Origin of the sequence: Stutzerimonas stutzeri, assembly GCF_051028275.1 — a bacterium.
Taxonomy (GTDB): domain Bacteria; phylum Pseudomonadota; class Gammaproteobacteria; order Pseudomonadales; family Pseudomonadaceae; genus Stutzerimonas; species Stutzerimonas stutzeri_AS.
On the sequence record NZ_CP069269.1, the window covers coordinates 3,114,362 to 3,139,233 of the forward strand.

The 24,872-nt window shown below is 60.3% G+C and carries 23 protein-coding genes and 1 tRNA gene; 16 read left to right on the forward strand and 8 right to left on the reverse strand.

The genetic code is table 11. The annotated features are described in order from the left end of the window. The first annotated feature begins 18 nt into the window (after positions 1–18). From gcl to JQR87_RS14405, 6 genes are all read left to right on the forward strand, one after another. Positions 19–1,800: a glyoxylate carboligase gene (gcl, locus tag JQR87_RS14380; protein ID WP_407295927.1), complete on the forward strand. Its 1,782-nt coding sequence runs from the start codon at positions 19–21 to the stop codon at positions 1,798–1,800. Between the two features lie 174 nt (positions 1,801–1,974). After that, a complete protein-coding gene (gene hyi / locus JQR87_RS14385) occupies positions 1,975–2,757 on the forward strand; it encodes a hydroxypyruvate isomerase (RefSeq protein WP_407295926.1) in 783 nt (260 codons plus the stop codon). A 70-nt stretch (positions 2,758–2,827) separates the two neighbouring features. Then, positions 2,828–3,718: a 2-hydroxy-3-oxopropionate reductase gene (locus JQR87_RS14390; RefSeq protein ID WP_407295925.1), complete on the forward strand. Its 891-nt coding sequence runs from the start codon at positions 2,828–2,830 to the stop codon at positions 3,716–3,718. Between the two features lie 338 nt (positions 3,719–4,056). After that, complete coding sequence (locus JQR87_RS14395) at positions 4,057–5,328, forward strand: glycerate kinase type-2 family protein (protein ID WP_407295924.1); 1,272 nt, start codon at positions 4,057–4,059, stop codon at positions 5,326–5,328. 45 nt (positions 5,329–5,373) lie between these two features. Next, entirely contained in the window at positions 5,374–6,789 is a 1,416-nt protein-coding gene (gene pyk, locus JQR87_RS14400) for a pyruvate kinase (RefSeq protein ID WP_407295923.1), read from the forward strand. Between the two features lie 100 nt (positions 6,790–6,889). Then, complete coding sequence (locus JQR87_RS14405) at positions 6,890–7,774, forward strand: urea transporter (protein ID WP_407295922.1); 885 nt, start codon at positions 6,890–6,892, stop codon at positions 7,772–7,774. Here JQR87_RS14405 and JQR87_RS14410 read toward each other — a convergent pair. Next, positions 7,771–7,995, reverse strand: coding sequence for a DUF2188 domain-containing protein (locus JQR87_RS14410; protein WP_407295920.1), 225 nt, complete (start codon positions 7,993–7,995; stop codon positions 7,771–7,773). The two genes, JQR87_RS14405 and JQR87_RS14410, sit on opposite strands and share 4 nt — an antisense overlap. Before the next feature lie 416 nt (positions 7,996–8,411). Here JQR87_RS14410 and JQR87_RS14415 point away from each other — a divergent pair, with 416 nt between their 5' ends. Together JQR87_RS14415 and pncB are read left to right on the forward strand one after the other, a co-directional pair. Further along, a complete protein-coding gene (locus JQR87_RS14415; protein WP_019342274.1) occupies positions 8,412–8,588 on the forward strand; it encodes a general stress protein in 177 nt (58 codons plus the stop codon). A gap of 395 nt (positions 8,589–8,983) precedes the next feature. Continuing rightward, positions 8,984–10,183 (forward strand): nicotinate phosphoribosyltransferase, encoded by a 1,200-nt coding sequence (gene pncB, locus JQR87_RS14420; protein ID WP_407295918.1) that lies wholly within the window; start codon positions 8,984–8,986, stop codon positions 10,181–10,183. A 6-nt stretch (positions 10,184–10,189) separates the two neighbouring features. Here the strand turns inward: pncB and JQR87_RS14425 are convergent, their stop codons facing one another. Together JQR87_RS14425 and JQR87_RS14430 are read right to left on the reverse strand one after the other, a co-directional pair. Next, positions 10,190–11,380 (reverse strand): GGDEF domain-containing protein, encoded by a 1,191-nt coding sequence (locus JQR87_RS14425; protein ID WP_407295917.1) that lies wholly within the window; start codon positions 11,378–11,380, stop codon positions 10,190–10,192. Positions 11,381–11,841: 461 nt separating this feature from the next. Continuing rightward, a complete protein-coding gene (locus tag JQR87_RS14430; protein ID WP_407295915.1) occupies positions 11,842–12,744 on the reverse strand; it encodes an ATPase in 903 nt (300 codons plus the stop codon). A gap of 356 nt (positions 12,745–13,100) precedes the next feature. Here JQR87_RS14430 and JQR87_RS14435 point away from each other — a divergent pair, with 356 nt between their 5' ends. Then, entirely contained in the window at positions 13,101–13,367 is a 267-nt protein-coding gene (locus JQR87_RS14435; protein WP_407295913.1) for a hypothetical protein, read from the forward strand. 5 nt (positions 13,368–13,372) lie between these two features. Here the strand turns inward: JQR87_RS14435 and JQR87_RS14440 are convergent, their stop codons facing one another. Next, the gene (locus JQR87_RS14440; RefSeq protein WP_407295911.1) at positions 13,373–14,260 is read right to left on the reverse strand and encodes a LysR family transcriptional regulator ArgP; all 888 of its coding nucleotides are present in this window, start codon (positions 14,258–14,260) and stop codon (positions 13,373–13,375) included. Between the two features lie 95 nt (positions 14,261–14,355). On the opposite strand from JQR87_RS14440, the gene JQR87_RS14445 reads away from it, so the two are divergent. Both JQR87_RS14445 and JQR87_RS14450 read left to right on the forward strand, forming a co-directional pair. Further along, on the forward strand, positions 14,356–14,958 hold the full coding sequence (locus JQR87_RS14445; RefSeq protein ID WP_407295909.1) for a LysE/ArgO family amino acid transporter: 603 nt from the start codon (positions 14,356–14,358) through the stop codon (positions 14,956–14,958). Between the two features lie 361 nt (positions 14,959–15,319). Beyond that, positions 15,320–15,901 carry a superoxide dismutase gene (locus JQR87_RS14450; protein WP_407295907.1) on the forward strand — a complete coding sequence of 194 codons (582 nt, stop codon included), beginning with the start codon at positions 15,320–15,322 and terminating at the stop codon, positions 15,899–15,901. 140 nt (positions 15,902–16,041) lie between these two features. On the opposite strand, the gene dcd is transcribed toward JQR87_RS14450, so the two are convergent. Then, positions 16,042–16,608, reverse strand: a complete 567-nt coding sequence (gene dcd, locus JQR87_RS14455) for a dCTP deaminase (protein WP_102835792.1) — start codon at positions 16,606–16,608, stop codon at positions 16,042–16,044. A gap of 318 nt (positions 16,609–16,926) precedes the next feature. On the opposite strand from dcd, the gene JQR87_RS14460 reads away from it, so the two are divergent. Beyond that, positions 16,927–17,136: a cold-shock protein gene (locus tag JQR87_RS14460; protein ID WP_003282211.1), complete on the forward strand. Its 210-nt coding sequence runs from the start codon at positions 16,927–16,929 to the stop codon at positions 17,134–17,136. Between the two features lie 263 nt (positions 17,137–17,399). Here the strand turns inward: JQR87_RS14460 and apbC are convergent, their stop codons facing one another. Then, positions 17,400–18,494: an iron-sulfur cluster carrier protein ApbC gene (gene apbC, locus JQR87_RS14465; protein WP_407295904.1), complete on the reverse strand. Its 1,095-nt coding sequence runs from the start codon at positions 18,492–18,494 to the stop codon at positions 17,400–17,402. A 192-nt stretch (positions 18,495–18,686) separates the two neighbouring features. On the opposite strand from apbC, the gene metG reads away from it, so the two are divergent. The 4 genes from metG (at position 18,687) to JQR87_RS14485 (ending at position 21,876) form a co-directional block, all read left to right on the forward strand. Continuing rightward, entirely contained in the window at positions 18,687–20,729 is a 2,043-nt protein-coding gene (gene metG / locus JQR87_RS14470) for a methionine--tRNA ligase (RefSeq protein ID WP_407295902.1), read from the forward strand. 100 nt (positions 20,730–20,829) lie between these two features. Then, positions 20,830–21,039 carry a cysteine-rich CWC family protein gene (locus tag JQR87_RS14475; RefSeq protein WP_407295900.1) on the forward strand — a complete coding sequence of 70 codons (210 nt, stop codon included), beginning with the start codon at positions 20,830–20,832 and terminating at the stop codon, positions 21,037–21,039. Then, positions 21,039–21,731 carry a pseudouridine synthase gene (locus JQR87_RS14480; RefSeq protein WP_407295899.1) on the forward strand — a complete coding sequence of 231 codons (693 nt, stop codon included), beginning with the start codon at positions 21,039–21,041 and terminating at the stop codon, positions 21,729–21,731. The genes JQR87_RS14475 and JQR87_RS14480 overlap by 1 nt, the downstream gene beginning before the upstream one ends. A gap of 71 nt (positions 21,732–21,802) precedes the next feature. Next, a tRNA-Gly gene (locus JQR87_RS14485) sits at positions 21,803–21,876 on the forward strand. A 582-nt stretch (positions 21,877–22,458) separates the two neighbouring features. On the opposite strand, the gene JQR87_RS14490 is transcribed toward JQR87_RS14485, so the two are convergent. After that, a complete protein-coding gene (locus tag JQR87_RS14490; RefSeq protein WP_407295898.1) occupies positions 22,459–23,466 on the reverse strand; it encodes a phage integrase in 1,008 nt (335 codons plus the stop codon). Then, positions 23,466–24,743: a hypothetical protein gene (locus JQR87_RS14495; protein ID WP_407295897.1), complete on the reverse strand. Its 1,278-nt coding sequence runs from the start codon at positions 24,741–24,743 to the stop codon at positions 23,466–23,468. The genes JQR87_RS14490 and JQR87_RS14495 overlap by 1 nt, the downstream gene beginning before the upstream one ends. Positions 24,744–24,872 lie beyond the last annotated feature (129 nt).

The window sequence follows — 24,872 nt, forward strand, 5'->3', positions numbered from 1 at the left end:
ACCGAAGAGGAACGACAGATGGCCCGAATGAGAGCAATCGATGCCGCCGTCGCGGTGTTGCGTAAGGAAGGCATAGATACCGCCTTCGGCATCCCCGGCGCCGCGATCAACCCGCTGTATTCCGCCCTGCGGGCCGACGGCAGCATCCGTCACATCCTCGCCCGCCACGTCGAGGGCGCCTCGCACATGGCCGAGGGTTACACCCGCACCAAGGCGGGCAATATCGGCGTATGCATCGGCACCTCGGGTCCGGCCGGCACCGACATGATCACCGGCCTCTATTCCGCCTGGGCCGACTCGATACCGATTCTCTGCATCACCGGCCAGGCGCCGCGTGCACGTCTTTACAAGGAAGACTTCCAGGCCGTGGACATTGAGTCCATCGCCAAGCCGGTCACCAAGTGGGCCGTGACCGTGCGTGAGCCGGCACTGGTGCCGCGCGTGTTCCAGCAGGCCTTCCATGTCATGCGCTCCGGTCGCCCCGGCCCGGTGCTGATCGACCTGCCGTTCGACGTGCAGATGGCCGAGATCGAGTTCGACGTCGAAACCTACGAGCCGCTTTCCGTGTACAAGCCGGCGGCCACCCGCAAGCAGATCGAGAAAGCCATCGACATGCTCTGCGCCGCCGAACGGCCGCTGATCGTCGCAGGCGGCGGTATCTACAACGCCGGCGCCGAAGCCTTGCTGGTTGAGTTCGCCGAGACCGTTGGCGTACCGGTGATCCCGACGCTGATGGGCTGGGGCTCGATTCCTGACGACCACCCGCTCATGGCCGGCATGTGCGGCTTGCAGACCAGCCACCGCTACGGCAACGCCAACATGCTCGCCTCGGATTTTGTGCTCGGCATCGGTAACCGCTGGGCCAATCGCCACACCGGCTCGGTCGACGTCTACACCAAGGACCGCACCTTCGTGCACGTGGATATCGAGCCGACTCAGATCGGCCGTGTGTTCTCGCCGGACTTTGGCATCACCTCCGATGCCGGCGCTGCGCTAGAGCTGTTCGTCCAGGTCGCCAAGGAACGCAAGGCGGCGGGCAAGCTGCCAGATCGCACGCCGTGGGCCGCCGACTGCCAGGAGCGCAAGCGCACCCTGTTGCGCAAGACGCACTTCGACTCGGTGCCCATGAAGCCGCAGCGCGTATACCAGTGCATGAACAACGCCTTCGGTCGCGACGCCTGCTACGTCAGCACCATTGGCCTGTCGCAGATCGCTGCCGCGCAGTTCCTGCATGTCTACAAGCCGCGCCACTGGATCAATTGCGGCCAAGCCGGCCCGCTCGGCTGGACCATTCCGGCAGCGCTGGGCGTGGCTGCGGCGGACCCGACCCGCAAGGTGGTGGCGCTCTCGGGCGACTACGACTTCCAGTTCATGATCGAGGAACTGGCGGTAGGCGCGCAGTTCAAGCTGCCTTACATCCACATCCTGGTGAACAACGCCTACCTGGGTCTGATCCGCCAGGCGCAGCGCGGTTTCGAGATGGACTACTGCGTTCAGCTCGGCTTCGAGAACATCAATGCCGACCACAGCGGCATGGAAGGCTACGGCGTCGACCACGTCGCGGTGGTCGAGGGCCTGGGCTGCAAGGCGATCCGCGTGTTCCGCCAGGAAGACCTGCGCCCCGCCATCGAACAGGCACAGGCCTGGATGGCCGAGCACCAGGTGCCGGTCGTCATTGAGGTGATTCTCGAGCGGGTAACCAACATCGCCATGGGCACCGAGATCGACGCCATCAACGAATTCGAGCCGCTGGCCGAGGGCCGGGAAGACGCACCGACGGCGGTCGCGTTGTTGGATTGACTTACCCAACGCGTGGAAGACGCTTCGCGGTCTTCCAGCCTACGGGCGAGCACACCTCGGACCCGTAGGGTGGATATCGCAAAGCATATCCACCAAATGCACCACCGCAGTAACCCGTAGGGTGAATGTCGCGCAGCACATCCACCAACTGTCCGTACAGACAAGGAGATACCCATGCCCCGCTTTGCCGCCAACCTGTCCATGCTATTTACCGAAATGGACTTTCTTGACCGCTTCGCAGCCGCTGCCGATGCAGGCTTCGGCGGTGTCGAGTACCTGTTTCCCTACGACTATCCGGCCGAAGAGATCAAGGCGCGCCTGGATGCCAACAAGCTGACCCAGGTGCTGTTCAACCTGCCGGCTGGCGACTGGGCCAACGGCGATCGTGGCATTGCCTGCGACCCGGAGCGAACCGAAGAATTTCGGGCTGGCGTGGACAAGGCCATCGCCTACGCCAAGGTATTGGGCAATACCCAGATCAACTGCCTGGCCGGCATCGCACCGAAGGGCGCCGACCTCGGCAAACTGGAGATGACCTTCATCGAAAACCTGCGCTACGCCGCGCAAAAGCTCGAAGCCGAGGGCATCCGCCTGGTCATGGAAATGATCAACACCCGCGACATTCCGCGCTTCTTCCTCAACAACACCTCGCAGGCGCTGGAGATTCGCGACAAGGTCAGCAGCCCCAACCTGTTCCTTCAATACGACATCTACCACATGCAGATCATGGAGGGAGACCTGGCGCGTACCGTAGAGAACAACCTGACGGCGATCAACCATATCCAGCTGGCGGACAACCCCGGACGCAACGAGCCGGGCACCGGCGAGATCAACTATCGCTTCCTGTTCGAGCACCTGGACCGCATCGGCTACGGCGGCTGGGTTGGCTGCGAATACAAGCCGGCAACTACCACCGAAGCAGGCCTCGGCTGGCTGAAGAGCCACAACGCCATCTGACCGCTACCTGCGGTCACGCCGCAACGCAGGCCGAGCAGCGGCCTGCCCCACAGAATCGAGGAGAACACACATGGCTAAGATCGGATTCATCGGCACCGGCATCATGGGCCTGCCCATGGCTCAGAACCTCCAGAAAGCCGGGCACAGCATCTTCCTGTCCGAACACCACGACCCGGCCCCGGCCGCGCTGATCGAGGCAGGCGCCGTCGCCCTGGCGAACCCGAAGGAGGTCGCTCAGGAAGCCGAATTCATCATCATCATGGTGCCGGACACCCCGCAGGTCGAAGACGTGCTGTTCCGCGAGAACGGCATCGCCGAGGGCGTCGGCCCGAATAAACTGGTGATCGACATGAGCTCGATCTCCCCCAGCGCTACAAAGGCCTTCGCCGAGAAGATCAACGCCACGGGTGCCCGCTACCTCGACGCCCCCGTCTCCGGCGGCGAAGTCGGCGCCAAGGCCGCGACGCTGTCGATCATGGTCGGCGGCAGCGAAGACAGCTTTGCCCGCGCCCTGCCGCTGTTTCAGGCCATGGGTAAGAACATCACCCTCGTCGGTGGTAACGGTGACGGGCAAACCGCCAAGGTCGCCAACCAGATCATCGTGGCACTGAACATTCAGGCGGTCGGTGAAGCCCTGCTGTTCGCGGCGAAGAACGGTGCCGATCCGGCCCGTGTCCGCGAGGCGTTGATGGGCGGTTTCGCCGGATCGAAGATTCTGGAAGTGCACGGCGAGCGCATGATCAAAGGCACCTTCGATCCAGGCTTCCGCATCAGCCTGCACCAGAAGGACCTGAATCTCGCCCTGGCCGGCGCCCGCGAGCTGGGCCTGAACCTTCCCAACACCGCCAACGCCCAGCAGGTGTTCAGCACTTGTGCGGCGATCGGTGGTAGCGGTTGGGACCACTCGGCACTGATCAAAGGTCTGGAACACATGGCCAATTTCTCGATCCGCAAGGACTAACCAGACCTTCAACCTTCGAGCACGCTGCGTCGAACCAAGCGCCCACCTTCAGGGACAGACAGACCAGGTGGTGGGAACCGCCATGCTTGGCGCGGTGATGCTCAAAGGGTCGGATTGGAGTTGTAAGGGCTAGGAATCATAGCGTCCCCCACACCCCATCCCTACGCATCTGCGATCCGACCGCTGCCCTCGGGCAGCACCCCTTTCGACCTGCTCGGCACGAGGAGTCACGGCCCGACTGCCGGGTGGGTCGATTCCAAACCTCAGGGCTTTTCTACTTGCATAACAGAGCTCTAAGGTCTGGAATCGGGCACCTGACCTCATAGATGGAGTTGTACATGAACCTCGACCCGCAAGCCTTCCTGCGCGACCTGTTCACCGCCGCCATTGGTGCTGCCCATCCACGCCAAGTGCTGGCAGACCATTTGCCGGCCGACCGCAGCGGTCGTGCCATCGTGATTGGTGCGGGCAAAGCAGCAGCAGCCATGGCCGAAGCCATCGAAGCGGCATGGGAAGGTGACCTCTCCGGCCTGGTGGTGACGCGCTACGGGCACGGCGCCAACTGTCGCAAGATCGAGGTAGTGGAAGCCGCACATCCGGTGCCTGACGATGCCGGCGAACGCGTCGCCCGCCGCGTGCTGGACATGGTCAGCAACCTCGAAGAAAGCGACCGGGTAATTTTCCTGCTCTCTGGTGGCGGCTCGTCGCTGCTGGCATTGCCGGCCGAGGGCATCAGCCTTGCCGACAAGCAGGCAATCAACAAAGCACTGCTGCGCTCCGGTGCCCATATCGGCGAGATGAACTGTGTGCGCAAGCACCTTTCGGCGATCAAGGGTGGCCGCCTGGCCAAAGCTTGCTGGCCTGCCAGCGTCTACACCTACGCGATCTCCGATGTACCGGGCGATGAAGCGACGGTGATTGCCTCCGGCCCGACCGTGGCGGACCCCACCACCTCAGTCCAGGCATTGGCGATCCTGGCGCGCTATAACATCGAGATCCCAGAGAACGTCCGTGCCTGGCTGGAAGATCCCCGCTCGGAAACCGTCAAAGCAGACGACCCGTGCCTGTCACGTAGCCATTTCCAGCTGATCGCCAAGCCTCAGCAATCGCTCGATGCGGCGGCCGATAAAGCCCGCGCCGCCGGTATCACACCGCTGATCCTCGGGGACCTGGAGGGCGAGTCGAGAGAGGTCGCCAAGGTTCATGGCGGCATCGCTCGCCAAATCGTCCTGCACGGCCAGCCCCTCACACCGCCCTGCGTGATTCTTTCCGGCGGCGAAACCACCGTATCGGTTCGTGGCAATGGCCGAGGTGGTCGCAACGCCGAGTTTCTGCTGAGCCTGACGGAAAACCTCAAGGGCCTGCCTGGGGTATACGCATTGGCAGGTGATACCGATGGCATTGACGGTTCAGAAGACAACGCCGGCGCGCTGATGACCCCGGACAGCTACGCCCGCGCCGAAGCCCTGGGCCTCAGTGCGGCCGACGAGCTGGCGAACAACAACGGCTATGGTTACTTCCAGGCACTCGATGCGCTGCTGATGACCGGCCCAACGCGGACCAACGTCAACGACTTCCGCGCCATCCTGATCTTGCCGTCGCCTCGCTAGAAGGCGGCGATACCTACAACCCCAACTGCCCATAGAGCCCCTGCCATGACACCGGACAAGAAGGTCAAGATCCTCGCCACCCTGGGACCGGCCACGCGCACCATCGATGATGTGCGCGAGCTGGTAGAGGCCGGGGTGAATCTGTTCCGCCTCAACTTCAGCCATGGGGAGCACGCCGATCACGCCCAACGCTTCGCCTGGATTCGTGAGGTAGAGCGCCAGTTGAACCAGCCGATCGGCATCCTCATGGATCTTCAAGGCCCGAAGCTGCGGGTCGGTCGCTTCGCCGAAGGCAAGGTAACCGTCACCCGGGGCGAGACCCTGCGTCTGGATCTTGATCCGACACCGGGCGACAGCAGCCGGGTGAACCTGCCCCATCCTGAGATCATCGACGCGTTGCAGCCCGGCATGAGCCTGCTGGTGGACGACGGCCGCCTTCGCCTGACCGTAATCGCCAAGCACGCCGATGCCATCGATACGCGGGTGGTGGCCGGTGGCGAGCTGTCCGACCGCAAAGGTGTCAACGTACCTGAGGCCGTACTGGAGCTAAGCCCGCTGACCGAAAAGGATCGCCGCGATCTGGCCTTTGGTCTGGAACTGGGTGTTGACTGGGTGGCGCTGTCTTTCGTCCAGCGTCCGCAGGACATTCACGAAGCGCGCGAGCTGATCGGCAATCGTGCGTTCCTCATGGCCAAGATCGAGAAACCCTCGGCCGTGCAGCACCTGCGGGAAATCGCCAGGCTCTGCGATGCGATCATGGTGGCGCGCGGCGATTTAGGCGTAGAACTGCCGGCTGAAAACGTGCCACGTATCCAGCGCAACATCGTACGCACGTGCCGACACCTGGGCCGGCCGGTGGTAGTGGCGACACAGATGCTCGAATCGATGCGCTTCTCCCCTGCCCCGACCCGAGCCGAGGTGACTGACGTGGCCAATGCCGTGGCTGAAGGTGCCGATGCGGTGATGCTCTCGGCGGAAACGGCATCGGGCGAGTACCCACTGGAAGCTGTGGGCATGATGAGCAAGATCATCCGTCAGGTCGAAAGCGGACCGGACTTCCAGGCCCAGCTCGACGTCAATCGGCCCAACGCCGAAGCGACGCTACCGGATGCCATCAGCTGTGCCATCCGACGGATCAGCGGCATCCTGCCCATCGCGGTGCTGGTCAACTACACCGAATCCGGACGCTCCAGCCTGCGCGCCTCTCGCGAGCGGCCAAGCGCACCGATACTGAGCCTCACACCAAACCTCACAACAGCGCGCAAGCTGACCGTGGCCTGGGGCGTTTATTCGGCAATCGACGCACGCATGTACGACATGGAACAGGTGTGCCTCAACGCCCTGGAGCGAGCCCGCGCGCAAGGCATGGCGGGCACTGGCGACACCGTGCTGATCACCGCTGGCGTGCCCCTGGGGCAGTCTGGCACGACCAACTCGTTGCGTATCGAGACGCTCAACTAACCTGCCAATTCAAGCGGCCCCGCACCGGAGGCTTCCCCCGGTGCAGACGCTCGGCCTTCGCTTGTAACCACGTCCAGACAACATCCATACGGCTGTATACATGCGGTTATCTTTCGCATACCTGTTGCGCTCGTCGTTCAATGGAATCAGCCAGATCTTTCTGCAACGCCATCAGGGTTGCGGCCTGCTGATCCTTATCGCCATCGGCATCCATGACCGCACCCTGCTGGCTGGGGCACTGCTCGGCCTGTTGGGCGGCACCCTAACCGCATGGTTGCGCCGCTACTCGCACGCCGATATCGAAACGGGGTTGTACGGCTACAACGCGGCGTTGCTGGGGTTGCTGATAACGCTGCTGCTCGGGCTCTCTCCAGTCGCTTGCCTGCTGATCCTGCTGACAAGCGCGCTGTCGTCTGTGCTGCAGCAGCACCTCCTTCGGAGGATGCGCGAGCGCGGCAGCTTGCCAGGCTTCACCCTGGCATTCGTGCTGCTTGGCTGGTTGGCCCTGGGGCTGTGCGGGGTGCTTGATTCGGTAATCGAGGCACGCGTGCCCGAGCACCGCCTGGATGGATGGGGCGCAATAGGTGGCATGCTGCGTGGGGTGGGTCAGGTCATGTTTCTCGCCGACCCGATCGCAGGGCTCTGCCTGTTGGCCGCCCTGTTGCTGGCGGATCGTCGCGCCGCGCTATGGACGCTCTGTGGATCGGCGATCGGCATCTATACGGCGCTGACGGCCGGTGCGGCCGAAACCCAAGCACTGGCCGGGCTCGCAGGCTACAACCCGGCCCTGGCCGCCTTGGCGCTGAGCCAGGTGCACCGTTCGGCGGTGGCACCCGCATTGGGCATCGCTCTGGCCATCATCGCCAGGCTCGCCTTCGAACACGCTGGGGTGCCACCGCTCACCATGCCGTTCATCCTGGCATGCTGGGCGGTAGGGGTGGGCACGCGTCAGTATCAACGCCGGCTCGAACTGCAGCGGACCTAGCCCTTGGTCTCCCGCGGATCCTGATCTCGCGGATAGGTCCGCTCCTCTTCGATTTTACCGTCGAGGGTGTGGATCTTCACCGAGGCGGTGCGCAACTTCATGTAGTCGCGGGTCTCGTTGATGATGTCTTCCTTGGTGGCCGCTTCAAGCAACGCGCGCTTGTCACCTTCTTCGCGCAGCACCCAACGATCCTGGTCATGCGTGATGTGGTAGTTCTCCATATCGCCTCCGTCGCTTCGTCGATTGTTATAGGTATAGAACGCAGTGCGCAAAGACGGTTCGGTCGGCGCTTGGTCACGACCTCGTGCAGGCCGGGTTACTGGGACTATGATGACAATCAGCGTGCCAGGGCCGACAGCTTTGCAAGTCGGTTATGTACGTCTACTGCCCCAAGGCCAGCTGACGCTGGCCGCTAGGCGCTTTCTCTGCTCACGCTGTAACGTCGACTGCAGATCAAACGGCTCGGCTCACCGTTCGGTTTGATCGCAGCGCGCCATTACCCATTGTTCTTGATAACCATTCGTCCGCCGCTTGTTAACCGCTGGAAACTCCTGCCGCGGTACTCGGCTCTGAAATTATGAAGGCTGATGAAGTTGTTCAGCCCCGCAGAAGTCTTATCCATTGAGGAGAGAAAGACATGGCAAATAAAAACCCAGGCAACTTCGCAAACGATCGCGAAAAAGCATCTGAAGCTGGCAAAAAAGGCGGCCATAACAGCGGTGGCAACTTTGCAAACGACCGCGAAAAGGCTTCCGAGGCTGGCCGTAAAGGCGGACAGAACAGCCACGGCGGTGGTCGCAACAGCAACAGCTAACTTCAAGCCGTTTCGAAAAGGGCAAAGGATAAAACCTTTGCCCTTTTTGTTTTAACGGGCACCGCGTTAATAAAAGCTAAAACGACGGCGACAATATGTCGGCGCCTGGCATTACTTATAGATCTCAATCTATCGAGCGCAACCGTTCGATAACTTTGGTCGCTCACCTTACTTGCACTGGACAACGCTTATGAATGATATGAACAAGCAAGCCAGTATCACCAACCCTGGGGACCAGGCACCACCTGGCACACCAGGAACCGGTGAAAATGTCTGCCCTGCCTGTAACGGCAGCGGTCGTGTTGACTCAGGGGAATGCCCAAACTGCGGCGGTACCGGTAAGGTAGTAGAAGGTATCGGCGGAGCCTGATCCCGCCTCAGTCCACGGAGCCTCCATGAGCGTCAGCGCATTTTCCGAACGAATCATCCAGAGCCTGCTGGATACTGACTATTACAAGCTGACGATGATGCAGGCGGTGCTGCACCACTACCCCAACGCAGAGGTGGAATGGGCCTTTCGCAGCCGCTCGGAAGAAGACCTCACGCCTTATCTGGACGCCATCAGGGAACAGATCCAAGCCCTGGCAGAACTGCGATTCGAGCCCGCCGAGCTAGCATTCCTTGAGCGCATTCCTTACATGCAGCCGGACTTCATCCGCTTTCTCGGGCTCTTTCGCTTCGATCCTCGCTACGTGCGGGTAGAGCTTGAAGATGGCGAGCTGGTGGTCTATCTGCGCGGTCCCTGGCTGCACATCATCCTGTTCGAAGTACCGCTGTTGGCGATCATCAGCGAGGTACGCAACCGGGCGCGCTATCCGCAGGTGACGCTTGCGCAGGCCACCGATCGTCTGGAGGAAAAACTGCAGTGGCTGCGCGACGAAGCCACCCCCCACGAGCTTTCCGGTTTCAATCTTGCCGACTTTGGCACGCGCCGGCGCTTCTCTTTTGGCGTGCAGGCTGCGGTGGTCAAACGACTGAAGGAAGCCTTTCCTGGTAACTTCGTTGGCACCAGCAACGTTCACCTGGCCCGCACCCTGAACCTGAAACCCATGGGCACGATGGCTCATGAGTGGATCATGGCGCACCAGCAGCTCGGCCCCAGGCTGATCGACAGTCAAAGCGCTGCACTGGACTGCTGGGCCCGTGAATATCGCGGCGCTCTGGGCATCGCCATCACTGATTGCATCACCATGGATGCCTTCACAGCCGATTTCGATCTCTATCTGGCGAAGCTCTTCGACGGGCTGCGCCACGACTCGGGCGACCCGGTCGAGTGGGCCGAGAAAGCGATTGCGCACTATCGGCGGCTGGGCATAGACCCGATGAGCCGACAGCTGGTCTTTTCCGACGGACTGGACTTTCCGAAAGCGCTTGGCATTTATCGCGCCCTGGCCGGACGCAGCAACACCAGCTATGGCATCGGTACCCAACTGACCTGTGACATACCCGGTGTCGAGCCCACCAACATGGTGATCAAGATGACCAGCTGCAACGGTCAGCCGGTCGCGAAGATTTCCGACTCACCCGGCAAAACCATGTGCCGGGACGAGGCCTTCGTCAGCTATCTCAAACACGTCTTCGGGGTGAACCGTTGAGGCTGCTCAAGCTGCGGTAGGAGGTCGTGCAGACGTCTCGCCATAGGTCTCGAAACACAAGCGATTGCGCCCGGACGACTTAGCCAGATACATCCGCTTGTCAGCCAGATCCAGCAGCTCGTTAGCGCTCTCTGCGAAGTCAATGCAACGCTCAGCCAGCCCGATACTGGCGGTGACCGGGTTGCCGTCAGGTCGTGTTCCCAGCCCGTCCCTGACCATGCGACTGAGCGCCAGACGCGCCTGTTGCTGGTCGGTGTCAGGCATGATCACGACGAATTCCTCGCCGCCCCAGCGCATCAGCGTGTCGGTGCTGCGCAGGCTGGCCAACATGTGCTTGGTGCATTCGCACAGCACCCGATCACCCGCTTCATGACCGTAGGCGTCGTTGATCTGCTTGAAGTGATCGAGGTCGATGAAGGCTACGGCCAGCCCTGTGTCGTGACGTCTCGCTGTGTCCCACTGCAGCTTCAGGATTTCCTGCCCACTGCCGCGACAGAAGACGCCAGTCAGAGGGTCACGGATCGCCTGGCGAACCAGCGCAATCATGAAGGCCAACTGACTGAGACTCGCCAGCGTAGTGACCCCAGCAATCAGAATCAGCAGCCAGAACCCACCCGCATAGGAAGGCCAGTTAAGCGTCGTCCATGATAGGTAACCCGCCAACCCGTGCGCCAGGAGGAGCACGGATGCCATCGTCAGGTTCTCCAACAAGGTCAGCGGGAATATGGCCAGGCCGGCCATCAGCACGAAAGGAAGAAACGCATAGCCCGTCGCAACCACAGCGGACATCTGGGTGAGTTGATAGCCGCCCAGCAACGTATGTGAAGCGACGTAGAAAGCCGTCGGTATGGCGAACAGCAGCGCAACCGCTCTATAGGCGTCGAACAGGTTGCCGCTGGGCCGATAGAACAGCAGCAAGCTGGCAAAGGCTGCGCACGCCAACAGGCGAAAGGTTGCCAGACCGAGCCACAGCGGGTAGGTGAAGACCAGCAGGTCGATGATTCCCCAAAGCGGGGTCAGCACGGCGAACAGAAAGGCGAAGAGTCTGACGCGATTGACAATCAAGGTGGCGCGACGCTGGCTGATCAACATCGAATGCCGATGCGGAATGACCAGTTTTATGAACTCACTGGATTTGAGTTCGATGGGCAACAACGTAGCCAGGCGGCTCAGCAACAGGTCGATCAGGGACGACATTTTAGTTACTCAACTGGAGCATTGGAGAAGCTATCCACATCCCCGTGTCAGCCGCGCCGAATACAAGCTTTTAGCCATAGACGCTTCGTATTTAAGCAAGTCCTTGGTAGCCCTTGCGCGACGCGCTTGCATGGCGACATGCAAAAGCCAAGGTACTGATACCCTTATCCTCCGCTCGACTTTACATGACTAATCGTTAGCGGCCAGCAGCACACATCACATAAGCGCAACGGCTAGCTAATTTGTAACGGGATATTTCTTATGTGCTCTGCGTTATCTAACCAGGCAAGCGCCTGACCCACGGTCGTGCATAAGCTCGTGCTGACCAACATGATTCCCAGGACCCTGATAACCGCAACCAGAGGATAGGTCGACCTCTGGCGCTCGATCTATCAATCGCCGCTCTGCCGGTCATACCGGCCGCTGGGCTGACGCCGCAGCGGCATTTCGTCTGGGTCCGTCTAGCGTTGGTCGATCTGCTGCTGAAGGTTTGCGATCTGACCTTGCAGCGCGTTGATGCTACGGGTCATCTGGGCACGGAATGCGTCGAATTCGGATGTAACAACTCCCGGCGTAGCTGCCGGTCGGTTGTCCAGCTCGCTGCGCAGGATCAGCACGTCTTGCTCCAGCCGACTGATCGCCTGGCTGGGGTCGCCCTTCTGCTTCAGTGCTGCGATGTCCTTGCTCAGCCCATCGATGCGTCCGGATAGCTTGCCCAGCTCGGCGACCGAACTTTTCACCTCCGCCATAGATGACTGCAGTGCAGACTGCTCTCCGGCGACTCGTTTCACGGTCTCGGCCAGCGTTACGGTAGCGGCCTGATGCCCATTCACGTCAGTGGTGAGGGTCTCGATGCGGGTGTTCTGCTCATCGAGGCGCTTATCCTGATTGCCTTGTCTGCCGGTCAGGCTTTGCTGCTGGGTGGTTATCGCCCGCTGTTGCTCGGCTAAGTCAAGCGCCTGCTTTTCCAGTTGCTTGATGCGCAACTTCAGGGCCTCGCCCTCGGTGGTTACGCTGGACTCGGTCGCCACGATTTTGCCGGAGATGTCCTGCAACCGACCGGAGGCGTCTTCGCTGATGCGAGCAAAGCTTTCCTGAGTTGCGACCAGCTGGGCTTCGAGCCTGGCCACCTGCTGCATGCCCCACCAGCCCATCGCGATCAGCAGAGCGAACAGCGCAACGATCAGCACCCACAAGGGCGCGGTACTGGCCGTACGCCGTTTCTGACGCGAGCGACCGTCATCACGCACGCTGCGTTCGGACTTGCCGGCCGGCTCGAGCTCTGGCGTCGGGTAAGGATCGCGATCGCGGCCAGCGGTCAGGCTGGGTATGTTGTCCAGTTCGTCGTGAGCATCATTGCGCATGGGATACCTTTATGGCGCGGAGCGAGAGACAGCGCGCAGTATAACGACTCAGCAACCTCACTTCAGTGGCATCGATCCGCACAAACGCACCTTGAGCAGGCATTTCGGACCGGATCGAATCAAGACCGTGCATACGAGCCAGTAACACCTCTGGCCCCGATGTCGCTGCGCCATGCGAAGCTGCGCGGGAAACCCTGCTGCCCCGCCTCCTCGGCCTGTTTTCTCCTCGACACATCAGGAACAAGGCAAGAAATGGTACGGCTGTTGCTTTACAGCTGATGCCACTGGATAAGGCTTGCCGACAGGGATGTTGGCCAAGGAGCAGTAACGCCTGATCGTTAGGAGGAGACTTCACTATGGAATTCAACAAGGCTGTGCTGGACTGCATGCAGCAGCTGCGGCGCCGACTGCGCGAAGAACAACAGCTCGACATCCGTCTCAGCCAGCCGGATGCAATCCAAACAATGCTGACAGCCTGCCTCTGCTCCGGTGACGACATGACGCGAGAGCTCGGCAAGCAGCTGGCGATCTATAGCGATGTGCCAATCCAGGCGATCAGCTCTGACACTGCGCTGAGCGGGACCTCCGTCCGCATTTACCGTGGGCAGCGCGTCCTGGGTTGAATCATTCAGTCAACCAACCACTGCTTGGCCGAGCGCGACAGCTGGCGCGTGAGTTCAGCAAGCAGCTCACCGCCGTTGCGCCAGTGGTGCCAGTACAACGGTACATCGATCGGCTCCCCTTCATACACGTCGACCAGCACCCCGCTGGCCAGCTCCGCACGCACCTGCAACTCCGGCACCAGCCCCCAACCGAGATCGCTCAATAGCAAACGCAAAAACCCTTCGGATGACGGACAGAGATGATGACTGAACGCCCCCTTCAGACCGAGCGATGCCAGATAGCGATGCTGCAGCTGGTCATCGGGACCGAAGACAATGGCGGGTGCGTTTAGCAGGGCCTCTACCGACGCGCCTGGCTTGATATAGCGCGCAACGTAAGCGGGACTGGCCAGCGCTCGGTAGCGCATGCGCCCAAGAAATTCGCTGCGCGCTCCAGCCAGTGGCCGCTCCACGGCACAGACGCACGCAGCCACCTCCCCTGCACGCATCCGCTTCAAGCCGACATCCTGATCCTCCAGCACATGATCGAATACAACGCCGTGCTGCGTGCAGAATGGCCCCACCGCGCCGGGCCACCACGTCGCCAGGCTGTCGGAGTTCAAGGCAATACGCAGTCGCTCCGGGAAGCGGTGCTCATCCAGCTCGGGCACCTGTCCCTGCAGATCGCTCTCAAGCAGACGCACTTGCTGCACATGACTGAGCAAGCGCCTGCCCACGTCAGTGGGCTGTGGCGGTGAGGCGCGCAACAGCACTGGCTGTCCCAGTCGCGCCTCGAGCAGTTTGATGCGCTGCGACACAGCCGATTGCGATAACCCCAGCGCCTGCGCAGCGCGATCAAACCCAGCCTGCTCAACCACTGCAGCCAAGGCGGCGAGCAGCTTGTAATCGAACATCAGATTTCCTTATGACGCATTACCATATTTCGTTTTTCTTATAGCAGGTCACACCTGACACTGCGCGCACTTCTCACGAAAACAGGCAGAGCGACATGTGGCAAAGCTATTTCAACGGCTTGCTGGTAACGGCCGGTCTGATCATCGCCATCGGCGCGCAGAATGCGTTCGTGCTGGCACAGAGTCTTCGCCGCGAGCATCACTTGCCGGTCGCGGCGCTGTGCATCGTCTGCGACATAATGCTGGTCAGCATTGGGGTTTTTGGCCTGGCTGCAGTCCTGGCGGAAAATCCGCTGCTGTTGCAAATTACTCGCTGGGGTGGCGTGGGCTTTCTGCTGTTTTATGGCGTCATCGCCCTGCGTCGCGCAGCACGGCCGCAAGGCTTGCGCGAGGATGAGCAAACCCGTTCGCGCTCTCTGCGCAGCGTATTGCTCACAGCCTTGGCGGTCACATTGCTCAATCCTCACGTGTACCTCGACACCGTCCTGCTGATCGGTTCACTCGGCGCTCAGCAACCCGAGCCCGGCGCCTATACCCTGGGCGCTGCCAGCGCATCGACGATCTGGTTCCTGATACTGGCGCTTGGTGGCGCCTGGCTGGCGCCCTGGCTCGCTCGCCCTCTCACCTGGCGGCTGATCGATCTTGGCGTGGCAACCATGATGTTCGCCGTTGCGTTGCAGTTGATCGTCACAGCCTGAGGAACGAGAGGCCCTGACTGCGGTCCACGCAGAGGGCTCGACACACCCGCAGGTATCTGAACCGCCATTCATAAAGGCGGTCTGGCACCGGCTTTCCCACACAGTTGCCGCGTGGTTTTGCCAAAGGGCGGGTGCTATGATCCTTGATTCGCAGGCATGGAGCAGAACGCTTCAGCTTGCACCACGGCCGCCCGTGAACGGCCAAGAGATTGCGCACGCATGCAGCGAGCGAAGGAGAAGACAGGCGAAACGGACGACATCTGAGCAGTTTTCTCCGTTCCGCAGCGCGCTGTTCATCAGCGATTACTGCTTCCTTCAAGCTGGCCGCATCAATCCTCGACACCTGAGCAGGAGATACATCATGGCTTTCGAATTGCCGCCGCTTCCGTTTGAAAAGAATGCCCTCGAGCCGCACATTTCTGCCGAGACTTTCGAGTATCACCACGGCAAGCATCACCAGGCCTACGTGACCAACCTGAACAACCTGATCCCGGGCACCGAGTTCGAAGGCAAGGATCTGGAAACCATCATCAAGACCTCGTCCGGTGGCATTTTCAACAACGCCGCTCAGGTCTGGAACCACACGTTCTTCTGGAACTGCATGGCCCCGAACGCCGGTGGCGAGCCGACTGGTGCGCTGGCTGAGGCCATCAACGCCGCGTTCGGTTCCTTCGACAAGTTCAAGGAAGAGTTCACCAAGACCGCTATCGGCACCTTCGGCTCCGGCTGGGCCTGGCTGGTGAAGAAGTCCGACGGCAGCGTCGGCCTGGCCAGCACCATCGGTGCCGGCAACCCGATGACCGCTGGCGACCGCCCGCTGCTGACCTGCGACGTATGGGAACACGCCTATTACATCGACTACCGCAATGCGCGTCCGAAGTTTGTCGAAGCATTCTGGAACGTCGTTAACTGGGACTTCGTCGCGAAGAATTTCGCTGGCTAAGCCGTCTGTTTGATGGGACGGACTGCCGTCCTATCAAACAATGAAAATGCCCGCACTCGTGCGGGCATTTTTTTTCGAGCGCAAGACATGCAGGCGGCAATCGCACCGCCCGAAAGAGCTGAAACCGTTCGCGAAACCGATCAGGCCTTGGGCAACGTCACGCCACGCTGGCCCTGATACTTGCCACCGCGATCACGGTAGGAGGTCTCGCACTCTTCATCCGACTCCAGGAACAGCATCTGCGCGACGCCTTCGTTCGCGTAGATCTTGGCTGGCAAGGTGGTGGTGTTGGAAAACTCCAGCGTCACATGGCCTTCCCACTCTGGCTCGAGTGGCGTGACATTGACGATGATGCCGCAGCGGGCATAAGTGCTCTTGCCGAGGCAGATGGTCAGCACGTTGCGCGGAATGCGGAAATATTCGACCGTGCGCGCCAGTGCGAAAGAGTTCGGCGGGATGATGCACACATCGCTTTTAACGTCGACGAAACTCTTCTCATCGAAATTCTTCGGGTCGACAACCGCCGAATTGATATTGGTGAAGATCTTGAATTCGTCGGCGCAGCGCACGTCGTAGCCGTAACTGGATACGCCGTAGGAAATCAGGCGCTCGCTGCCCTCGGTCCGCACCTGGCGTTCCACGTAGGGCTCGATCATGCCGTGCTCCTGGGCCATCCGGCGAATCCACTTATCCGATTTGATGCTCATGGCGGGCGTCCTGATTGGGCTGGTGGGCATATATATGAGGGTGTGCATCTTACCGACCCCACGGAGCGGGTTCAAAGGCCACGAAGCGGGATGATGCGCCGCATCTCTGACGCTTTAGCTGGAAACTGAAAATAATGCTCGCATTGCGTCAGAAATGGAGTATCTTTCATTGGCTGCTGCTGCATGTGTCACCGTGAATCGCTACATGTTTAGATTTCGATCCGATCATTGCTACGACTCCTAACTCCTTGCACACAGTCACCGTTCGGGGTATTTGCCCGTTCAAATCATCTCTACCTTGTTCAAGGAGACATTCAAATGTCCAATCGCCAAACCGGTACCGTTAAGTGGTTCAACGATGAGAAAGGCTTCGGCTTCATCACTCCACAATCCGGTGACGACCTTTTCGTACACTTCCGCGCCATCCAGGGCGACGGTTTCAAGAGCCTGAAAGAAGGCCAGCAGGTTTCCTTCGTCGCTACTCGCGGCCAGAAGGGCATGCAAGCTGAGGAAGTTCAGGTTATCTAACCTGAAGCTTCACTGCTGAAAAAGCCCCGCTTCGGCGGGGCTTTTTTGTGCCTGCGATTTGGTGCAGCTTCAGCAGGGAGGGGCGAGAGGTTGGGCCTTGAGCCTGCCCCCAGCCGATAGATCCGCCTTTGTAGGAGCGAGCTTGCTCGCGAATGCTCTTGACCGCTTCGCGAGCAAGCTCGCTCCTACAGATAGGCAGGACGAAATCTATTCGCCCAGCCCAACTTCTAGCAGGCTGCACCCAAGCGCCGCCACTCGCTCGATCAGTCGTCAGTCACGACGATGTTCGGCATCGATTGCGCAATGATCTTGCCACTCTGGGAAATTCGCGCGCCTACACTGCGCGCCATCTGCTGGTAGATCATGGCGATCTGGCTTTCCGGGTCGGCGATGGTGGTGGGCTTGCCCGCATCGGCCTGACTGCGAATGGCCATCGACAGCGGCAGAGAGGCCAGCAGCTCGACGTTGTATTGCCCCGCCAGCTTCTCGCCACCCCCTTCGCCGAACAGATGCTCGGCATGGCCGCAGTTCGAGCAGATATGGATGGCCATGTTTTCCACCACGCCCAGCACGGGAATGTTCACCTTGCGGAACATCTCCACGCCCTTTTTGGCATCCAGCAGCGCGAGATCCTGCGGCGTGGTCACGATGACAGCACCGACCACCGGCACCTTCTGCGCCAGGGTCAGCTGGATATCGCCCGTGCCCGGCGGCATGTCCACAACGAGATAGTCCAGATCATTCCAGGCGGTCTGGGTAATCAACTGGAGCAAAGCGCCGGAAACCATCGGGCCACGCCAGACCATTGGTGTCTTGTCGTCGGCCAGAAATGCCATCGACATGATCTGCACGCCGTGCGCTTCCAGCGGGATGAACGCCTTGCCGTCACGAATTTCCGGGCGTGTGCCTTCGGGAATACCGAACATGATGCCCTGGCTCGGCCCGTAGATATCCGCGTCCAGCACGCCCACCCGCGCGCCTTCGCGCGCCAGTGCCAGCGCCAGGTTGGCCGCAGTGGTCGATTTTCCCACGCCCCCCTTGCCGGACGCGACTGCGATGATGTTTTTCACGTTGGAGAGAGACGGCAGCTGGTCCTGCGCCTTGTGCGATTCGATCACGCAATCGACCTGAACGTCGGCACGTGTCACGCCGTCGAGCTGTTCGATCGCCATCGCCAGCATCTGCGCCCACCCGCTGCGAAACAGCCCGGCCGCATAGCCAAGCTCAAGCTGCACGCTGACGCGCTCCCCTTGAACGTCGATGGAACGCACGCAACCGGCAGCCACCGGGTCCTGGTTCAGGTTAGGGTCGGTGTACTGACGCAGTACGGCTTCGACAGCTTCGCGTGTGACGGTCATGACTACTCCCAAGAAAACCTAGTAAAACAGACGGGCATCTTACCCCGTGCCGCCACATGGGCTCATCAAGCGCGTCAATGTGGCGCGGCACTCGCTATTCGACCCGCGCTGCCCGCGCCAGTGCGGATGAAAAAAAACCTTCGCACCTTTATAGTGACCAGCTCACTTCGCAATCCCGACTGCAGATTTCCCATGTCCGACGCTCGCCAGATCCTCGTTACCAGTGCCCTGCCCTACGCCAACGGTTCGATTCACCTTGGCCATATGCTCGAGTACATCCAGACGGATATGTGGGTGCGGTTCCAGAAGCTGCGCGGCAACCAGTGCATCTACGTCTGCGCCGACGACGCGCACGGCTCGGCCATCATGCTGCGCGCCGAAAAGGAAGGCATCACGCCCGAGCAGTTGATCGCCAATGTACAGGCCGAACACAGCGCCGACTTTGCCGACTTCCTGGTGGATTTCGATAACTTCCACTCGACCCACTCGGAAGAAAACCGCGAGCTGTCGAGCCTGATCTACACCAAGCTGCGCGACGCTGGCCACATTGCCACTCGCTCGGTCACCCAGTATTTCGACCCTGAGAAGGGCATGTTCCTGGCTGACCGCTTCATCAAAGGCACCTGCCCCAAGTGCGCCGCGGATGACCAATACGGCGACAACTGCGAGAAGTGCGGCGCCACTTACGAGCCCACCGAGCTGAAGAATCCACGCTCGGCCATCTCCGGTGCCACGCCGGTGCTGCGCGACTCCAAGCACTTCTTCTTCAAGCTGCCCGACTTCGAGGCGATGCTCAAGGAATGGACCCGCAGCGGCAGCCTGCAGGACTCCGTCGCCAACAAGATCGCCGAATGGCTCGACGGCGGCCTGCATGAGTGGGACATCTCCCGCGATGCGCCCTACTTCGGCTTCGAGATCCCAGGCGAGCCCGGCAAATACTTCTACGTCTGGCTGGACGCGCCCATCGGCTACATGGCCAGCTTCAAGAATCTCTGCGCCCGCCGCCCGGAACTGGACTTCGATGCCTTCTGGAACAAGGATTCCAGCGCCGAGCTGTACCACTTCATCGGCAAGGACATCATCAACTTCCACACCCTGTTCTGGCCCGCCATGCTCGAAGGCGCCGGCTACCGCAAGCCCACCGCCGTCGCGGTGCACGGCTACCTGACGGTAAACGGGCAGAAGATGTCCAAGTCGCGCGGCACCTTTATCAAGGCGCGCACCTACCTCGATCACCTGAACCCCGAATACCTGCGCTATTACTACGCGGCCAAGCTGGGCCGCGGCGTGGACGACCTGGACCTGAACCTCGAAGACTTCGTGCAAAAGGTCAATTCCGACCTCGTCGGCAAGGTCGTCAACATCGCCAGCCGTTGCGCCGGGTTCATTCACAAGGGTAATGGCGGCCTGATGGTCGACCGCAACGCCGCGCCGGAGCTGACCGATGCCTTCCAGACCGCCGCACCGTCCATTGCTGACGCCTATGAAAGCCGCGATTTCGCCCGCGCCATGCGCGAGATCATGGCCCTGGCCGACCGCGCCAATGCCTGGATTGCCGACAAGGCCCCCTGGGCACTGAACAAGCAGGAAGGCATGCAGGATGAAGTCCAGGCCATCTGCGCCACCGGCATCAACCTGTTCCGCCAGCTGGTAATCTTCCTCAAGCCCGTGCTGCCGAACCTGGCCGCTGACGCCGAGCGCTTCCTGAACGTCGAGCCGCTGGGCTGGGCCGACCTGCAAACCCTGCTGACCAACCATCAGCTGAACGCCTTCACCCCGCTATTGACCCGTATCGAGCCTGCCAAAATCGACGCCATGATTGAATCCTCCAAGGAAGACCTCGCCTCTACCGAAACCACCGCCCAGCCGTCCGGCAACGGAGAGCTGACGAAAGAGCCCATCGCTGCCGAAATCGCTTTCGACGCCTTTGCCGCGGTGGACCTGCGCATCGCGCTGATTGAGAAATGCGAGTTCGTGGAAGGCGCCGACAAGCTCCTGCGCCTGACCCTAGACATCGGCGACGCCAAGCGCAACGTGTTCTCCGGCATCAAGAGCGCCTACCCGGACCCAAGCAAGCTCGAAGGCCGTCTGACCCTGTATGTCGCCAACCTCGCCGCGCGCAAAATGAAGTTCGGCGTATCCGAAGGCATGGTGCTGGCTGCCGGCCCTGGCGGCGAAGAGATCTACCTGCTCAGCCCAGACAGCGGCGCCAAGCCCGGTCAACGCGTCAAGTAATCACGCAGTACGAAAAGCCCGGCGCAATGCCGGGCTTTCCTTTTTGTCGAGCCAACCAACCACTCACCACATCAAGTACTGCCACTGCCCGGAGGCGGTTATGACTGATTCGCCTGACATCAATAAATGTCCCGTTTGTGGCGAGCCAAACCAATGCGGCTTGGCCAACCCAGCCACCGCGACACGGCCCTGCTGGTGCTTCACCGTTGAGATAGCAGCCGAAGCCCGCGATCAGATCCCGGATGATGCACTGAACAAAGCCTGCATCTGCCCACGCTGCGCCCGCGGCGAGTTGCCAGTAACCCCGTAATGCGCCTCGACCGCTTCCTCGCCAGCCTGCCCCACTGCAGCCATCGCCAGGCGCGCCTGCTTCTAGCTTCCGGTCGTGCGGCGGTAAATGGCGAGACGGTCCGCGACGGCACCCACGACGTTCGCGTTTTCGACCGTATCGAGCTGGATGGCGAGGTCCTGCAAGCAGGTAAACCCGCCCGCTTCTTTATGCTCAACAAACCGGCCGGCTGCGTCAGCGCCACCGCCGACCCGCAACACCCCACGGTGCTGGATTTGCTCCATGAGCCGGCTAAGGACGATCTGCACATCGCAGGGCGGCTGGACTTCAACACTACCGGGCTGATGATCATCACCAACGACGGCCTCTGGTCCCGCCGCCTTACCCAACCGGAAAGCCTGCTGGGCAAAACCTATCTGGTGGAAACCGAAGACCCGATCGACCCCATCTGCGTCGACCGCTTCGCCCAAGGCCTCTACTTTCGCTTCGAGAACCTCACCACCCTGCCCGCCGAACTCGAACTGCTCGGTTCGCACCAGGCACGCCTGACCCTGCATGAGGGTCGCTATCATCAGGTCAAACGCATGTTCGGCCACTTCAACAACAAGGTCACCGGTCTGCACCGCGAACGCATGGGCCCGCTGCTGCTCGACCCCACCCTCGCCCCCGGCCAATACCGCAGCCTGACGCCCACAGAAATTGCGCAGGTCTGAAAAACATTCATCAACCTAAACGCCGCACCCGCTTCTCCTCCCCCTGCCCTTCTGGTACAAAGGCTGCCTACGCGGGCGTCGTATAATGGCATTACCTGAGCTTCCCAAGCTCATGACGAGGGTTCGATTCCCTTCGCCCGCTCCAGATACCGAACGATAAGGCCCTGTTTATCCAGGGCTTTTTCGTTTCTGGTTTTTGGCGGCGTCGAAGAAGTGTCGAAATCTAGCTGTCAGTTCGACGGAGCGAGAGCCTATCCATCTGTCGAGCCCAAACTGATATGACGCAGCACTCCGCAACAATCGCCATGCCCATCATCCAGAAACCGCTGACCTTCGCTAGCTTCCAAGTCTCAGGCTCGACCCATAACCAGACGATTGGAGTTCCGATAAGCATCCCCCCGAGTAAGCGCCAAAGGCCGAGCAGGCTAGTGCCAGCTTCCTTAAACGTTGATCTAGCGAAGGCCCATCGTTGGCGCTGCTTATCGGTTCGCATCCAAAGGTGCCGCTCTAAGTATGCAACCAGAGCAAAAAAACCGAAGAGCGCCAAGCTATAGAAGAACAGTGTTTCGCTCGGAACAGCCGCTTTTATGAACAACACCAGAGCCTCAACACCTCCATTACGGTACGCCAGAGCTGACGGAATAGCGCCAACGGCTGTGATGATTAAAAGCTCACTCCATACAACTCTCAAACGATTCAAGCCCGATTCCCTTCAACGAAACCTCAATCAGACAATTGTGCTCCTTGCTGGCAGGTCGGCCAATGGGCTAAGCCTGACGGCATCGTGCAAATGCTCAGGCGCGAGGTGCGCGTAACGCATCGTCATGTTCAAAGAGGCATGCCCCAGGATCTCTTTCAGCGTCACGATATGCCCGCCACCCATGATGAAGTGAGCCGCAAAGGTGTGACGCAGGATATGGCTCGCTTGGCCCCGAGGCGGATTGATCGTGGTCGAGAGAAGCACTTGGCGAAATACACCGATGCAGTTGGTGAACAGACCATGCTGCTTCCAGTGTTGATGGATCATCGCCACCAGTTCAGCCGTCACTGGAACCATTCTCACCCGCTTCGACTTGGTATTGGCGAACACCAGGGCATTGCCTCTAATCCGATCTGGTCGCAACGCCTGGGCCTCACCCCATCGAGCACCGGTCGCCAAACATATCCGCGCAACAAGGGCAGGATGCGGAGACGTCGAGCGTGCTTTGAGGGCATCGAGCAGTTCGGTTATCTGCGGCTTGGTCAGGTAGGCCAAGGGGCGCTCCTGTAACCGGACGGGCTTGATACGTGAAAACGGGCACGGATAGTCGATTACGTCGAGCTTGTGCAGCTCGTTGTAGACCGCTTTTAGGTAGCCAAGCCGATTGTTAGCCGTCTTGCCCGTCACCCCCTTTGCCATCCAGCGGGCACGCACTGCGGCGATCTTGGCACCGTCGACGGTACTGGCGACAGGGTCTCCCAATGCTTTGCACGACGCCCGAAGAATGGCAGCACGACGCAGCCCATCGGTAAGCGAGATGCCATGCAAATCGAACCACAGCCCAACCAGCTCAGACAGCTTGCGCCTGTCCTTGGGTTTAGGCGCCCAGTTGTTCGACTGAACGCACTGGGTTCGACAAGTCGCCTCAAATCGCTGGGCCTCCGCTTTCGTCTTCAACGTTTTGCGAAAACGACGCCCCTTCACCGGTTCAACATCGACTTTCCAGCGACCGTCAGGCAGTTGTTCGATCGACATCAGACCGCCCTACCCCACCGCACATGCCGCTCTTGGAGTAGGTTCTTGATGTGCTTGTACAGATCACGTTCCGTCATATCCTTGGACGCGTAGTGATCCCGAATCACCGGCCAGCATTCCCATTCCTTCAGTCGATCAAATGCGGTTTTAGCGCCCACTCGCTCCCTTGCCAGCAGGCTTACGAAGTTTCCCAGGAACAGCTCGACGTTCTTGCCGCTAAATCCCCGGCTGGTCTTGTAGTAGCGCTTGTATTCCGTTTCATCGACCAGAGAATCGGCCGCCACATCCACCCGCACGTCATCACGCATGAGCGTCCAGATCGGCTCGTACTGTCCGGGGCGATGCAGCAACTTGAACTGGCACAGACCGTAGCGCCACAGGCCGTCCAAGTGGGCGGAGAACGCCGCAAACGAATCCGTTTCGATGGCCTCACCAGTCTTAGCGCTGATCGATCCGCTGGCGAATTGCTGAATGACCGAATGGTGATAGCGAAGCTCGACACGCCAAACGTCCGCTTTCGGGTCGTAGTTGTCCGGGTCGGCCAGATCGAACGAGTCCCGGCGACGCCAGACGCTTTCCCAGAAGTCGAGCTTATCGGTAGCACGGGCCTGTTCGGTCTTGTTGTAGATGCAGAGCTGAACGCCACCTGCAGAGCCGAACATGGACGTTTCCCCACGCCCGTAAACGCTCGACTTGGTTGCCCAGTTGATTTCATTGATGCCCGAGATATCGCGGTGTGTCCGGGCGCGACAGTGCAAGCGTGCAACCAGATCCACGGGAGGCTTCCAGCCTTGCAGATCCAGCGCGAGGTGAACGGCACACTGGTTTCGCTCCCGATGAGTCAGCACTGCGGCAGCGTAATAATCCATGCGCTCTTGCAGACGCTCAGGCGACAGCGAGTCGATGGCATGGGGCGACACTTCGATTTTCAGATGTGGGCCGATGCTATCGAGCTTGGCGTTGAAGTTCTTGATGAGCAGGATGAATCCGAGATCAGCGTTTTGCAGCTTGTACTGGTAGCCTGAGTCACGCCCTACTCGACCGGAATGCCAGATCTGCCCAGCGAACTCGACAAAGGCACCTGGTTTCTCGAATAGCGCCATGATTTCCGGTCGAATCAGCCCGCGATACAACTGACGAACAGTGTCGACACCGCAGCGAAGAAGGCGAACGCCTGTGAGGTCGGTGAGCTTGGCAGTCATATGATCGAAGAAAAGACGCCCGTCAGGCGTTTCTTCAAATTGACGATTAACTCTGATCTGGTCCTTAACGCTCATTTTCTAGTGCTCCAAATAGCAACGAATCGACACTGTTTAAACTGGTTTATCTGACGTGTTACAGGGACGTCAGCGCGCGCAGCACGCCGGCTCGTGCCTCGCCGTGCGTGCCAAGGACGCGCTGACGGT

Coding starts and splice junctions, on each gene's coding strand:
- JQR87_RS14490 (WP_407295898.1), bottom strand. CDS start 23,466: ATGTCGATCGAACAACTGCCTGACGGTCGCTGGAAAGTCGATGTTGAA.
- apbC (WP_407295904.1), bottom strand. CDS start 18,494: ATGACCGTCACACGCGAAGCTGTCGAAGCCGTACTGCGTCAGTACACC.
- pyk (WP_407295923.1), top strand. CDS start 5,374: ATGACACCGGACAAGAAGGTCAAGATCCTCGCCACCCTGGGACCGGCC.
- JQR87_RS14415 (WP_019342274.1), top strand. CDS start 8,412: ATGGCAAATAAAAACCCAGGCAACTTCGCAAACGATCGCGAAAAAGCA.
- JQR87_RS14390 (WP_407295925.1), top strand. CDS start 2,828: ATGGCTAAGATCGGATTCATCGGCACCGGCATCATGGGCCTGCCCATG.
- JQR87_RS14405 (WP_407295922.1), top strand. CDS start 6,890: ATGCGGTTATCTTTCGCATACCTGTTGCGCTCGTCGTTCAATGGAATC.
- JQR87_RS14425 (WP_407295917.1), bottom strand. CDS start 11,380: ATGTCGTCCCTGATCGACCTGTTGCTGAGCCGCCTGGCTACGTTGTTG.
- JQR87_RS14445 (WP_407295909.1), top strand. CDS start 14,356: ATGTGGCAAAGCTATTTCAACGGCTTGCTGGTAACGGCCGGTCTGATC.
- hyi (WP_407295926.1), top strand. CDS start 1,975: ATGCCCCGCTTTGCCGCCAACCTGTCCATGCTATTTACCGAAATGGAC.
- JQR87_RS14480 (WP_407295899.1), top strand. CDS start 21,039: ATGCGCCTCGACCGCTTCCTCGCCAGCCTGCCCCACTGCAGCCATCGC.
- metG (WP_407295902.1), top strand. CDS start 18,687: ATGTCCGACGCTCGCCAGATCCTCGTTACCAGTGCCCTGCCCTACGCC.
- gcl (WP_407295927.1), top strand. CDS start 19: ATGGCCCGAATGAGAGCAATCGATGCCGCCGTCGCGGTGTTGCGTAAG.
- JQR87_RS14395 (WP_407295924.1), top strand. CDS start 4,057: ATGAACCTCGACCCGCAAGCCTTCCTGCGCGACCTGTTCACCGCCGCC.
- JQR87_RS14495 (WP_407295897.1), bottom strand. CDS start 24,743: ATGAGCGTTAAGGACCAGATCAGAGTTAATCGTCAATTTGAAGAAACG.
- JQR87_RS14410 (WP_407295920.1), bottom strand. CDS start 7,995: ATGGAGAACTACCACATCACGCATGACCAGGATCGTTGGGTGCTGCGC.
- JQR87_RS14450 (WP_407295907.1), top strand. CDS start 15,320: ATGGCTTTCGAATTGCCGCCGCTTCCGTTTGAAAAGAATGCCCTCGAG.
- pncB (WP_407295918.1), top strand. CDS start 8,984: ATGAGCGTCAGCGCATTTTCCGAACGAATCATCCAGAGCCTGCTGGAT.
- dcd (WP_102835792.1), bottom strand. CDS start 16,608: ATGAGCATCAAATCGGATAAGTGGATTCGCCGGATGGCCCAGGAGCAC.
- JQR87_RS14460 (WP_003282211.1), top strand. CDS start 16,927: ATGTCCAATCGCCAAACCGGTACCGTTAAGTGGTTCAACGATGAGAAA.
- JQR87_RS14435 (WP_407295913.1), top strand. CDS start 13,101: ATGGAATTCAACAAGGCTGTGCTGGACTGCATGCAGCAGCTGCGGCGC.
- JQR87_RS14475 (WP_407295900.1), top strand. CDS start 20,830: ATGACTGATTCGCCTGACATCAATAAATGTCCCGTTTGTGGCGAGCCA.
- JQR87_RS14440 (WP_407295911.1), bottom strand. CDS start 14,260: ATGTTCGATTACAAGCTGCTCGCCGCCTTGGCTGCAGTGGTTGAGCAG.
- JQR87_RS14430 (WP_407295915.1), bottom strand. CDS start 12,744: ATGCGCAATGATGCTCACGACGAACTGGACAACATACCCAGCCTGACC.